The sequence below is a fragment of the uncultured Porphyromonas sp. genome (genome assembly GCF_905372525.1).
Classification (GTDB): domain Bacteria; phylum Bacteroidota; class Bacteroidia; order Bacteroidales; family Porphyromonadaceae; genus Porphyromonas.
The window spans coordinates 21,115-33,396 of sequence record NZ_CAJPPN010000006.1 but is presented as its reverse complement, the minus strand read 5'-3'; the positions used below and the strand labels follow the sequence as shown (position 1 = coordinate 33,396).

General features: G+C 56.0%; 12 protein-coding genes. All 12 read left to right on the top strand.

The window, feature by feature from the left end:
* The first annotated feature begins 100 nt into the window (after positions 1 to 100).
* The 12 genes from QZ170_RS02290 to QZ170_RS02235 all read left to right on the top strand — a co-directional run bounded on the left by QZ170_RS02290 (position 101) and on the right by QZ170_RS02235 (position 12,228).
* Positions 101 to 835, top strand: coding sequence for a type III pantothenate kinase (locus QZ170_RS02290; protein WP_297176468.1), 735 nt, complete (start codon positions 101 to 103; stop codon positions 833 to 835).
* Positions 832 to 2,142 carry a hypothetical protein gene (locus QZ170_RS02285; RefSeq protein WP_297176465.1) on the top strand — a complete coding sequence of 437 codons (1,311 nt, stop codon included), beginning with the start codon at positions 832 to 834 and terminating at the stop codon, positions 2,140 to 2,142. The genes QZ170_RS02290 and QZ170_RS02285 overlap by 4 nt, the downstream gene beginning before the upstream one ends.
* Before the next feature lie 72 nt (positions 2,143 to 2,214).
* A complete protein-coding gene (locus QZ170_RS02280) occupies positions 2,215 to 3,564 on the top strand; it encodes a hypothetical protein (protein ID WP_297176464.1) in 1,350 nt (449 codons plus the stop codon).
* Between the two features lie 17 nt (positions 3,565 to 3,581).
* A complete protein-coding gene (gene lptC, locus QZ170_RS02275) occupies positions 3,582 to 4,304 on the top strand; it encodes an LPS export ABC transporter periplasmic protein LptC (protein ID WP_297176462.1) in 723 nt (240 codons plus the stop codon).
* 12 nt (positions 4,305 to 4,316) lie between these two features.
* Positions 4,317 to 5,567: a hemolysin family protein gene (locus QZ170_RS02270; RefSeq protein ID WP_297176461.1), complete on the top strand. Its 1,251-nt coding sequence runs from the start codon at positions 4,317 to 4,319 to the stop codon at positions 5,565 to 5,567.
* 201 nt (positions 5,568 to 5,768) lie between these two features.
* Entirely contained in the window at positions 5,769 to 7,454 is a 1,686-nt protein-coding gene (locus QZ170_RS02265) for a putative transporter (RefSeq protein WP_297176459.1), read from the top strand.
* Between the two features lie 20 nt (positions 7,455 to 7,474).
* On the top strand, positions 7,475 to 8,134 hold the full coding sequence (gene queC / locus QZ170_RS02260; protein ID WP_297176457.1) for a 7-cyano-7-deazaguanine synthase QueC: 660 nt from the start codon (positions 7,475 to 7,477) through the stop codon (positions 8,132 to 8,134).
* A 62-nt stretch (positions 8,135 to 8,196) separates the two neighbouring features.
* Positions 8,197 to 8,949 (top strand): exodeoxyribonuclease III, encoded by a 753-nt coding sequence (locus QZ170_RS02255; RefSeq protein WP_297176454.1) that lies wholly within the window; start codon positions 8,197 to 8,199, stop codon positions 8,947 to 8,949.
* 28 nt (positions 8,950 to 8,977) lie between these two features.
* Positions 8,978 to 9,676, top strand: coding sequence for a tRNA (adenosine(37)-N6)-threonylcarbamoyltransferase complex dimerization subunit type 1 TsaB (gene tsaB, locus QZ170_RS02250; protein ID WP_297176452.1), 699 nt, complete (start codon positions 8,978 to 8,980; stop codon positions 9,674 to 9,676).
* An 11-nt stretch (positions 9,677 to 9,687) separates the two neighbouring features.
* Positions 9,688 to 10,161: a single-stranded DNA-binding protein gene (locus tag QZ170_RS02245; protein WP_297176450.1), complete on the top strand. Its 474-nt coding sequence runs from the start codon at positions 9,688 to 9,690 to the stop codon at positions 10,159 to 10,161.
* A gap of 233 nt (positions 10,162 to 10,394) precedes the next feature.
* Positions 10,395 to 11,618: a cysteine desulfurase gene (locus QZ170_RS02240; protein ID WP_297176448.1), complete on the top strand. Its 1,224-nt coding sequence runs from the start codon at positions 10,395 to 10,397 to the stop codon at positions 11,616 to 11,618.
* Positions 11,619 to 11,622: 4 nt separating this feature from the next.
* On the top strand, positions 11,623 to 12,228 hold the full coding sequence (locus QZ170_RS02235; RefSeq protein WP_297176446.1) for a ribonuclease HII: 606 nt from the start codon (positions 11,623 to 11,625) through the stop codon (positions 12,226 to 12,228).
* The last annotated feature ends 54 nt before the right edge of the window (positions 12,229 to 12,282 follow it).

Here is a 12,282-nt window from a genome sequence, read left to right as displayed (position 1 = left end):
CGACTGCGAGATGGATCATCGTGTCTGAGCTCTCCTGGAGCAGGCTTATTCCAAGGAAAAAGCGTTTCTTTGTGGTCTAATTGACACTACCTATTCTTAAGTGAACTTAATCATTGACCAAGGGAATACCGTGTGTAAGGTGGCCGTGGCAGCCCAAGGAAGGCTCGTACAACACTATACCTACCCACATCTATCCCTGCGCGAAGCTGGACAAGTGCTCTCGGCCCACCCGGACCTAGAGGCTGCAGTCTATAGCTCCGTAGCGAGAGTGGACAAGCCCCTACTGGGACTCCTCTCAGAGCGTCTGCACTCAATGATCAAGGTAGACGAGACGACAGCGATCCCCCTAGAGGTAGCCTACGACCGCAAGCGACTAGGCAGTGACCGCCTAGCAGCCGTCGTCGGAGCATATTCCCTAGCACCAAAGGGAAGCGACCTACTCGTCATCGACTCGGGCACTGCGATCACCTTTGAGCGCATTACCCAGCAGGGAGTGTACCTCGGGGGGAATATCTCCCCGGGTCTCTATACCCGCCTCAAGGCGCTGAACCACTTCACCTCGCGCCTGCCCCTACTCTCCGATCTGGAGGATACGACCCTAGGCTTCGGAGCCACGACGCAGGAGGCCATCAGCAGAGGGGTCCTACAGGGGCTCATCTACGAGGTCGAGGGCTACATCAAGGCTCTCCGTCAGACCAACCCCGAGGCTATAGTCTTCCTCACAGGAGGCGATGCCCCGATGATACAAGAGCTCCTCAGCGAAGAGGTCTGTGTGGAGCCCAACCTAGTCCTCTATGGACTAAATAAGATACTGGAGTACAATAGAGACAAATGATAACAAGGAAGAAGATCATCCACCAGCTCGTCTGGGCTGGGCTCATCGGAGCACTCAGTGCATCCCCGCTGTATGGGCAGGGCAATAGCGAGCGCTCCCCCTACAGTCGCTACGGCTATGGGCGACTCGGCGAACGCCAGACCGCAGGCGCTCGTGCTATGGGAGGACTAGGTGCTGGGCTACGAGACCCCAATATCACGAACCCTGCCAACCCCGCCTCCTACACAGCCGTAGACTCCCTGACCTTCATCATGGATCTGGCAGTATCCCTACGTGGCTCCTACCTCGCTGAGGGAAGCAAGAGAGATAGCCGAGTACTCGGGAATATCGACTACTTCACGATCCTCTTCCCCGTGAGTCGGCACCTAGCTATTAGTGGGGGGATCACCCCCTACTCTACCGTCGGCTACCGCTTCGGCAATACGGAGCCACTCCAGGGTGATGAGAAGCAGAACCTCTATCAGCGAGCCTACTCCGGTAGCGGGAGCTTCAACGACCTCTACCTCGGTATCGGGGGGCGTATCGGGCATTTCTCCCTCGGGGTGAATGCCTCGTACCTCTTCGGCTATACGACACAGCAGCATCAGGTGGTCTACAGCTCGGGGAACAATGCGATCAACCCGATCGACCAGTCCCAGCTACACCTAAAGGGCTTCAAGTTCGACATCGGGGCTCAGTATGAGCTGACCTTGGATGCGCAGCGTGGACGTAGCCTCGTCCTCGGGGCGACCTTTGCCCCAGAGATGAAGCTTCGCTCGGAGGCAGTCTCCCTACAGTATCAGTACGATACCAAGACACAGCGCAGTACGCTCATCAAGGCCGATACGCTGACCTCTAGCGCCCAGCACCTGAGTCCTATGAGTCTCTCTGCAGGGCTCACCTACCGCTATCAGGATGTCTTCACCCTAGGAGCAGATGTCTCCTATATGAAGTGGAGCCGAGCAGGAGAGGCGGGAGCTGGAGCACAGTTTGCCGACCGCTACCGCATCGCCCTAGGAGGATCTTGGATCCCTAACTATCGCGGGCGGAGTGTCTTCAGTCGCTCTTACTACCGCTTCGGGGTGAATGGCTCTAACTCCTACGTGAAGGTTCCTGCCCCCAACGGAGGGCTCGCGAGCTACAATCAGTATGGTGCATCCTTCGGTATCGGTATGCCCCTCATCGATCGTCGCTCTCTGGTGAGCCTCACCCTCGACTATAGCTACCTGAAGCCCCGTGTCTCAGGGATGGTCAGTGAGCATGCTATAGGCTTCACTGTGGGTATCACCTTCAACGAAGGCTGGTTCCGCAAGGCACGTATCAACTAAACGTACAGTGTAAAGGACAATCCAAAGCAGTATCGATCTATATCGATGTAATCAAATAGAAAACTAGACACAATGAAACTGAACAGAATGATCCTGGTAGCAGCTCTGGGCCTCCTCTCCACAGCTGCTTATGCCCAGACGGGCAAGGCTTCGGGGACCCCCTTTGGCTCAGGACAGGACAGTATCCGTTGCCGCCAAAGCATCAGCTTATTCACCAGTCTCGGGAAGACAGGTAACTACCAAGATGCCTACGAACACTGGAAGAGGGCTTATGACGAGTGCCCGGCGTCCTCTAAGAACATATACATCATCGGGGCGAAGATCCTACAATGGAAGCTCAAGCAGGCTAAGGATGCTGCTGGCAAGAAGAAGGCTCTCTCAGACCTGATGAAGCTCTACGATGACCGTGCCACCTACTTCGGCGACGATCCCAAGATGGGTGCTGATCAGATCATGCTCACCAAGACTAAGGAGTATCTGACCGCTATGGGTGACAAGGCGGACTATGCCGAGGTCTACACTTGGCTCAAGCCCGTCGTAGCTCGCTACAAGGGCCAGACACCCGCTGAGCTCCTCTACTACTTCGCCTACTCCTCTCGTGCCGTAGCTCTACGTGACAAGACCAAGGCAGAGCAGTACATCAAGGACTACCTAGACGCAGCTGAGTACGTCGAGACCTCGGTAGAAGCGACTGCTAACAACCCCGAGGCACGCAAGGCTGTCGATACCTTCAAGAATGGTATGGACGCTGAATTCGCTCAGAGTGGTCTGGCTGGCTGTGAGATGCTGACAAAGATCTACACGACAGCTAAGATCGATGCGCACAAGAAGGATAAGACCTATCTCACGACAGCCGTCTCCCTCTTCAGCCGTGCAGGCTGTCATAGTGCCGAGTCCCAGCACGCCAGCAAGTATCTCTTCGACATCGAGCCCTCTGCAACTGCAGCTATGCAGCTAGCTGGAGCAGCGATCGAAGGGAGCAAGTTCTCCGAAGCCTCCGAGTACCTCAACAAGGCTATCGAGCTATCCAAGTCCTCTAGCGATCGTATAAAGTGCTACGAGGTGCTGATCCAGCTATCGATGAAGCAGAACAACATGGCACAGGCTCGTAACTATGCTAACAAGGTACTGGCAGAGAACCCCAACTCGGGTCAGGCACTCATCGTGCTGGCACAGATGACGGCTAATGCCGCCTCGAGCTACTTCCCCGATGACAAGATCAAGCAGCGCTGTGTCTACTACCTCGTCATCAACAAGCTCCGCCGAGCAGCGAGCGTAGACCCCAAGGTAGCAGGACAGGCCAACCGCCTCATCGCCACCTACTCTCGCTTCCTCCCCTCTGCTCAGGACATCTTCATGCACCCAGAGCTGAAGAAGGGTAGCACGCTCAACATCGGTGGCGAGTCTGTCGTCATCCCCTAATCTCCATAGTATAGTCTATGCTTGACCTTCCTTCGCCGAGAGCGAACGGGAAGCAACCAGGACTCCCTACCGAGGATCATCAGCCCTCGGTAGGGGGTCTCTTTCGTTCCCCTCTAGCCCCCCTACTGCAGACCGCCCTCGCCCTACTGGCGATCCTAGCTGTCGCAGCCTGCTCCAAGGAACGTGTGGAGACGAAGAGCCTCAACGTCAATATCGACTCCCTCTACACGGCACGTATGATTAAGCTCAATACGCTCATCTCTGACTCGGGGATGATACGCTATCGTATGATCGCCCCTGTCCTACTGATCTATGAGCGTCCAGAGCGTAACGAATGGGTCTTTCCCCAAGGGCTCATCCTACGCCCCTACGATACGGTCAGCGGGAACAAGGTGTTCATCAAGGCCGACTCCGCCATACGTAGCACAGCGACCGAGGAATGGGAGCTAATAGGCCACGTCCAGGTACAGGGACCCGAAGGGCAACGACTGAATACTCACCGCCTCTTCTGGCAGCGAGACCAGCGTCGTCTGTACTCCCACGATACGACCTACTTCTTCACTCAGGGTAGGGAGCTACGTGGCTCCAGCTTCGAGGCCACAGATGACCTCAGCTGGTATCAGATCCTCAATAACAAGGGGATGATCGAGTACGACGAGGAGGGAACCACTCAGCCGGTCCCCTCACCGACGACGGTCACCCCACGACCCGATAGCCTTCAAAAAGCTCCATCTAAGTAGCCCCCCTAGGCCATGCTCTATCTATATATCTTACTCACCCTCATCGCCTCGGCACTCTTCTCTGGGATGGAGATCGCCTTCCTCTCCTCAGACAAGCTGCGTCTAGAGCTCGATAGGAGCAAGGGGGGACTCTCGGCCAAGATCCTAGGACTCCTGTATAGTCGCCCTGACCGCTTCATCACGACGATGCTCCTAGGGAATAATGTTGCCCTCGTCATCTATGGGCTCCTCATGGCTGAGCTCATGGAGCCCTGGCTCATATCCCTGCTCGGGGATAATGATGGGGTGCTCCTGCTCGCCCAGTCGATCCTCAGTACGCTACTCATCCTCTTCGTAGGTGAGTTTCTCCCGAAGGTGACCTTCCGGGCCAACCCTAATCGTACCATGCGCTTCTTCTCTGGGCTGGTCTTCCTGATTTATATCCTACTCTATCCCTTCGTACTGATCATCGGGTTGATTACACGAGCGGTGCTCCTATTAGCGGGCCAGAAGACCAGCAGCGTCGCTATCCGCCCAGCTCTGTCAGCACTTGACCTAGAGTACTACCTCACACACAGCTCTGATGATGGGCAGGCCTCTGGGATAGAGACGGAGGTCAAGATTATCCAGAATGCCATCACCTTCTCTGGGCTTCAGGTACGTGACTGCATGCTCCCCCGCAACGAGATCGTAGGTGTAGAGTATGGAGTGACGAAGACGCACCTCGAGGAGCTCTTCGTCCGTACAGGCCTCTCTAAGATCATCGTCTATCGGGAGCATATCGACGAGGTCATCGGCTACATACACTCCAGCGAGATGTTTCGCAGTGGTGACTGGCGGGAGCGTATCGTCCCCAGTATCTTCGTCCCAGAGAGTATGCAGGCCAGCACGCTGATGAAGCTCCTCATGCAGCGCAAGAAGAGCATCGCTATCGTCATCGATGAGCTCGGGGGGACGGCTGGTATGGTGACCCTAGAGGACGTCGTAGAGGAGATCTTCGGAGATATAGAGGATGAGCACGACCACAAGAAGCGCATCGCGAAGCGTATCGACGACCATACCTATATCTTCAGCGGACGTATGGAGATCGACGATATCAACGAACAGTTCGGTCTCTTCCTCCCCGAGGACGAGGACTTCATGACGATCGCAGGCTTCATCCTCCATCATCACCCGAGTATCCCATCTCAGGGCGAGGTGCTTGAGATCGATGGTATCCGCTTCGAGATGCTCCGCTGCACCTCCACGAAGATCGTCCTAGTGAAGATGATCCTCTCCGAATAGCCCCCAAGCCTAGGGGCTACTACCCGGAGCTATAGGGACGAGACCCGTCTACTACTAGCTCACGACTCCGAGCACAACAGCACAGATAGGCAGTAGCACCCTAGCGAGGGGAGCTAGATAACCAGCCTTAGCCAAAAAGTGGTAATTTTGCTGAAGCTAAGACCTTACTCGCAGGTCTAGCTCGTGCAGATAGTAGACAGAATGGATACAATCAATACTTGGCTACGTGATGTCTTCGTCACCCCCTCCGTCCTCCAGACCCTCGTAATGCTCACGCTGGTCTCGGCTATTGGCTTAGTACTAGGCAAGCTACGTGTCGGGAAGCTCTCTCTGGGGATTACCTTCGTCTTCTTTGTGGGGATCCTCGGGGCACACTTCGGGGTGAGGGTGAACGAGTCTATGAATAGCTTTGCCCAGACGCTAGGCTTGACCCTCTTCGTCTATGCGCTAGGGGTAGAGGTGGGACCTTCATTCTTCCCTTCGCTGAAGAAGCAGGGTATTCTCTACAATGGTCTTGGTCTCCTGCTCATCACGCTAGCGCTGATACTCATCGTCATTCTCCACTTCGTCTGCGACGTCTCCATGCCTAATATGCTGGGGATCATGTCGGGAGCGGTCACTAATACCCCTATGCTAGCGGCCGTGCAGAGTACCCTACAGGACATCCTAGGCTCAGGGGGAGCTCGGCAGGTAGCAGACCTAGCACTCGCCTGTGCTCTGACCTATCCCCTCGGGGTCGTAGGCGTCATCCTCGCGATCGTATTCCTGCACTATATAGACCCTAATAAAGGGAAAGACACCCCACAGGCAGAGACGAAGACCACCTACATCACCGAGCTTGAGCTGACCAATCCCGCCCTCTTTGGCCGAAGTGTCCTAGAGGCTGTCGGCCTCATAGAGAAGAAGTTCATCATCTCCCGTATCTGGCGAGGATCGAACCTCATCATCCCCTCCTCGCAGACCATCCTGCAGCAGGGAGACCATCTATTGGTCCTGATCCACAAGGATGACCTTCGTATCCTCGAGGCCTTCTTCGGTCATCGTGCAGAGTCTCGAGATTGGAATAAGCCCGACATCGACTGGGATGCCATCGATGCCCAACTCGTCTCCAAGCGTATCATCATCACCAACTCCAAGGTCAATGGAGTCAAGCTCGGAGCGCTACGTCTACGCAATGAATATGGGATCAACATCACCCGTATCGACCGAGCAGGTATCGAGATCCTAGCTACACCCGACCTACGTCTACAGCTAGGTGACCGCCTCACCGTCGTGGGTGAACTGCAGCAGCTAACTAAGGTAGCCTCCTACCTCGGGGACTCCATCAACACCCTAGACAAGCCGAAGCTCGTGAGCTTCTTCGCTGGGCTAACGCTCGGATGCATCATAGGCTCCATACCGATCGCTATCCCGGGACTAAGTATGCCCATCAAGTTAGGTCTGGCTGGGGGGCCGATCATTATGGGGATCCTCATGGGAGCCTTTGGGGCACGCTTTCGCTTAGCTACCTACATGAGCAATAGTGCTACGCAGCTCCTCAAGCAATTCGGCATCATCATCTACCTAGCGGGGCTGGGACTAGCGAGTGGAGAGCATTTCTTCGAGACGATCATACACGGTGATGGTGTCCTATGGATCGGCCTTGGCTTCCTCATCACCGTACTACCGACGATCCTTGTAGGCCTTCTATCCCTCTTCGGTTATCGCAAGACACACGCAGAGACCGTAGGGGTGCTCTGTGGAGCGATGGCCAACTCCATGGCGCTAGAGTATGCGATGAGTATCAATGAGTCCCGCTCTAGCTCCGTCGCATATGCGATCGTCTATCCGGTAGCGATGTTCGTTCGTATCATCTCTGCACAGATCCTCCTTAGCTTCTTCGTCTAAAAGATAGCATCACACCTAGAATGAATGACAGACACGGGCTCATCGTCCTCTCAGGCGGGATGGACAGCGTGACCCTCCTCTACGAATACCAGAGGGATATTGCACTAGCAGTATCCTTCGACTACGGCTCGAAGCACAATGCCCGAGAGCTCCCCTTTGCCCGCCTACACTGCGAGCGTCTCGGCATCGAGCACCTCGTGATCCCCCTCAGCTTCATCGGTCAGTATTTCCATAGTGCACTCCTCGTCAGTGGAGGTGCTATCCCTAAGGGGCGATACGACGAGGAGAACATGGCCTCTACAGTCGTCCCCTTCCGCAACGGCATCATGCTCTCTATCGCTGCTGGACTAGCGGAGTCGAGAGGACTGAGGCGGGTATATATAGCCAACCACTTCGGTGACCATGCTATCTACCCAGACTGTCGTAGCTCCTTTATCCGTCCTATGCACGAGGCGATCTATGAGGGCACAGGGAACCATGTCGCTATCGCAGCTCCCTATACCGACCTAACGAAGGCTGAGATAGCTGCCCATGGCAAGTCTCTCGGTATCGACTATGCCGAGACCTGGAGTTGCTACGAGGGGGATAGCCTACAGTGTGGCACCTGTGGCACCTGCATCGAGCGTAGAGAGGCTATGCAGGCGGCAGGGATCATAGACCCTACCCCCTACAAAGAATAGTATAATAGCCTCGGGGGGAGATCAAGTATCTCCGCCTGAGGTCTAACGACTAAAGACAATCAATGAAGTTTATTTCGTGGAATGTAAATGGCCTACGTGCTATCTATGCCAAGGGCTTCCCAGAGATCATCAAGGACTTAGACGCTGACTTCGTCTGCCTGCAGGAGACGAAGATGCAGGCTGGACAGCTAGAGGCTGATCTACCTGGCTATATGAGCTACTGGAACTACGCTGAGAAGAAAGGCTACTCAGGCACCGCTATCTATACACGACACCAGCCTCAGAGCGTCTCCTATGGCATAGGCATTGACCACCACGACACTGAGGGGAGGGTCATCACACTAGAGTACGAGGACTACTACCTCGTCACGGTGTACGTACCGAACTCACAGGACGACCTCCGGCGCCTCGACTACCGCATGACGTGGGAGGACGCCTTCCGTGCCTATCTCGTAGGGCTTGACCAGGTGAAGCCCGTGATCATCTGTGGAGACCTCAACGTAGCATACAAGGAGATTGACCTGAAGAACCCCAAGAGCAATAGGCGCCATGCCGGCTTCACCGACGAGGAGCGTGGTAAGTTCACGGAGCTCCTCGGGGCAGGCTTCATAGACACCTTTCGTTTCTTCCACCCCGATCAGACGGACATCTATTCCTGGTGGTCGTACCGCTTCAAGGCTCGAGAGCGTAACTCAGGCTGGCGTATCGACTACTTCGTAGCCTCGGAGCGGCTTGCACCTCGTCTTCGCTCTGCCAGCATACACACGGAGATCTACGGCTCTGACCACTGTCCCGTAGGGCTCATCCTAGACTGACGTCACAGACCACACCACAGACACAGATATGGATATGATACTTTGCCTAGAGACCTCCACGGCTCGCTGTAGCGTCGCTATAGGCTGGGGGCGGGAGGTCTTTGCCCAGCGTGCACTTGAGACTCCCGAAGGTGGACATGCTGCCGTACTCGCTCCGATGGTCGAGGAGGTTCTTCGGGAGGCACAGACTCATGGGCACACACTCCGAGCGATCGCCGTAAGTGCTGGCCCCGGGAGCTATACGGGGCTACGTATAGCTACTTCCCTAGCCAAGGGGCTTTGCCTCGGGTTACAGCTCCCTCTCATCGCTATCGATACGCTCGAGCTCCTCGCTCAGGGAGCTATCGTCCAGCTCCCCGAGGATAGCCCAGTGACGATTATCCCTATGCTCGATGCACGGCGTATGGAGGTCTATACGGCACAGTTCACGGCTCAGGGGCAGCGACTCTCCGAGGATGCCCCCCTGATACTAGATGAGCAAGCCTGCCCTCTACAGCGAGGGAAATACATCCTCGTGGGCAATGGTGCCAGCAAGGCGCAAGGTCTATGGCCCGAGATGGACTACGAAGTCTGGGACGAAGGCTTTGCACCCGAAGCCGCCGTAATGATCCCCCTCGCCACTGCCCACTATGAGGCTAAGGACTTTGTGGATACAGCCTACTGGACGCCCAACTACCTCAAGGAGTACGTTGCAGTCATCGCTAAGAACAAGGTCTTAGGACGCTAATCCTCCACCTGGTGAGCACCCCCACCATCCCCACCAATCAGGTCATCCTAACAGGTATCGTCACAGACGAGCCCATCGTCCGCTACCTAGCCCCCGACTATCCCGAGGTGCGTCTGAGGCTCATGACCCGAGAGCTACTCTCACAGCGTCTCACCGACAAGACCTATGAGCAGAGGTACTGGCACCGAATAGTGCTGCGTGGCGAGGCTGGGAAGTACGTAGAGACTCACGTGCATGAGGGGGATACCATCTCCGTCGCAGGGCGGATCGAGTATGCGACAGAGAGCGATCGAGCTGGTAACCTCATCCACATCACCGAGATCGTCTGTCAGCAGGTGCGGCTAAGAGAGGACGTCCCTACTACCCCATCGTCGAAAGATCCATCCGCATCTCCCCCTCCACAGGGTCAAGGGGCCGGGGGGGATACCCCCAAGCCTCGCTATAGCGACTATGCTCCTACTCCCGACGAAGGCCCTCTAGCCTAGGTGGCTAGAGAGAGCGGGGTATACTCTCCGCTCCCTATTGCGTAGAGGTACATCCTCTACCCCCTGCCCCTAGGGCATACCACTCCTTATACTAAGACCGACACTCCATCCCTCCCATACACTTATGGTACCCTCCTTCAGCTCCCCCAAGCAGGGGCTGGAGGAGGAGAAATCTCGTTTTACGTACTTTTGTCGTGCTTTTAATTGTATAACAGACTAGGACAAATCAGCCTATGTACCACATAGAAGAGATAAGAAAAGAATTCCCCATACTGAGTCAAGAGGTGCATGGCAAGCCTCTCGTCTACCTCGACAATGCCGCCACGACCCAGAAGCCCCGCTGTGTAGTAGAGGCCATCAACAAAGCCTACTTCTCGGCCAACGCCAATGTGCATCGAGGGGTACACTATCTGAGTCAGCTAGCTACAGAGCGCCACGAGGAGGCTCGTCGGCGTGTCGCTCGCTTCATCGGAGCACCTTCACCTGAAGGCCTCATCTTCACACGAGGCACGACCGAGGCCATCAACCTCGTAGCCTACTCCGCAGGTGAAGCCTTCTTCCTGAGCGAAGGTGATGAGATCCTCATCAGCACGATGGAGCATCACTCCAATATCGTCCCTTGGCAACTCCTCGCAGCTCGCCGTGGAGCCAAGCTCAAGGTCATACCGCTGACTCCCGATGGGCAGCTCGATATGTCCGCCTACCGAAGCCTACTCTCCCCACGCACACGCCTCGTCTCTGTCGCCCACGTCAGCAATGTCCTCGGCACGGTCAATCCCGTAGAGGAGGTCACGCGTCTAGCCCACGAGGTGGGCGCACTTGTCCTCATCGATGGGGCCCAGGCAGTGGCACATACTCGGGTGAATGTAGAGGAGATAGGGGCGGACTTCTACGCATTCAGTGCGCACAAGATCTACGGGCCAGTGGGTATCGGAGCCCTCTGGGGTCGTCCCGAGGTACTGGAGCTGATGCCCCCATACATGGGAGGGGGAGAGATGATCGAAAAAGTAAGCTTCGAGAAGACGACATACAATGTACTCCCCTTCAAGTTCGAGGCAGGCACACCTGACTATGTCGGGTCTACCGCCTTCGCCGTTGCCCTAGACTTCGTCGAACGGCTAGGGATAGAGACCATCGCACATCACGAGGAGGAGCTCCTAGCCTATGCGACAGAGCGACTACTGAGTGAGTTCCCAGAGAGCTACATTCTAGGCACTGCTCCCCACAAGGGGGGGATACTCTCCTTTGGGATCGGGAAGATACACCCCTTCGATCTAGGTACGCTCCTTGATCACATGGGGGTAGCTATTCGCACGGGGCATCACTGCGCCGAGCCCCTCCTGCACAGCTACGGGTACGAGGCTGTGGCACGTGCTTCGTTTGGGCTGTATAACACTCGGGAGGAAGTAGATTACTTCTTCGAAGCACTCCATCGGGTCATCCCGATGCTCCTCTAGGTGTATGGCTAGGCAAGCAAAGGTACACACGCCCCTAATCCCTACCTTCGGCCACGAAGGACTCATCGAGTGTGGCTGTGACGAAGCTGGTCGTGGCTGTCTGGCTGGGCCCGTGGTGGCTGCTGCAGTGATCCTCCCCGAGGGCTTCTCTCATCCCCTACTCAACGACTCCAAGCAGCTGACAGAGCGGCAGCGAGAGCTCCTACGCCCCATTATCGAGCAGGAGGCTCTAGCATGGGGAGTAGGAAGTGTATCCCCTGAGGAGATCGACCAGATCAACGTCCTGCGGGCTTCCTTCCTAGCGATGCACCGAGCTATCGACGACCTTATCCTTCGTCCCCAGCTCCTACTCATTGATGGTAATCGCTTCACCCCTTACTCGGATATTCCCCACGAGTGTATCGTAGGAGGTGATGGCAAGTACACCAGTATCGCCGCTGCCTCGGTACTAGCCAAGACCCACCGAGATGCCCTAATGCTTCGCCTAGCTACCGAATATCCCGGCTATGGACTAGAGGTGCACAAGGGTTACCCAACCCCAGCGCACAAGGAGGCTATCCGTAGGCTTGGCCTCACCCCCATTCACCGGAAGACCTTCGCCATCCGCTAGAGTATCCCGCCCTACGATACAGTAGAGCCCCCACTGACCTCGGTCAGTGGGGGC

Excerpts from the sequence above, each read along its gene's own strand:
- QZ170_RS02285 (WP_297176465.1), top strand. The coding sequence starts at position 832 with ATGATAACAAGGAAGAAGATCATCCACCAGCTCGTCTGGGCTGGGCTC.
- QZ170_RS02280 (WP_297176464.1), top strand. The coding sequence starts at position 2,215 with ATGAAACTGAACAGAATGATCCTGGTAGCAGCTCTGGGCCTCCTCTCC.
- lptC (WP_297176462.1), top strand. The coding sequence starts at position 3,582 with ATGCTTGACCTTCCTTCGCCGAGAGCGAACGGGAAGCAACCAGGACTC.
- QZ170_RS02270 (WP_297176461.1), top strand. The coding sequence starts at position 4,317 with ATGCTCTATCTATATATCTTACTCACCCTCATCGCCTCGGCACTCTTC.
- QZ170_RS02265 (WP_297176459.1), top strand. The coding sequence starts at position 5,769 with ATGGATACAATCAATACTTGGCTACGTGATGTCTTCGTCACCCCCTCC.
- queC (WP_297176457.1), top strand. The coding sequence starts at position 7,475 with ATGAATGACAGACACGGGCTCATCGTCCTCTCAGGCGGGATGGACAGC.
- QZ170_RS02255 (WP_297176454.1), top strand. The coding sequence starts at position 8,197 with ATGAAGTTTATTTCGTGGAATGTAAATGGCCTACGTGCTATCTATGCC.
- tsaB (WP_297176452.1), top strand. The coding sequence starts at position 8,978 with ATGGATATGATACTTTGCCTAGAGACCTCCACGGCTCGCTGTAGCGTC.
- QZ170_RS02240 (WP_297176448.1), top strand. The coding sequence starts at position 10,395 with ATGTACCACATAGAAGAGATAAGAAAAGAATTCCCCATACTGAGTCAA.
- QZ170_RS02235 (WP_297176446.1), top strand. The coding sequence starts at position 11,623 with ATGGCTAGGCAAGCAAAGGTACACACGCCCCTAATCCCTACCTTCGGC.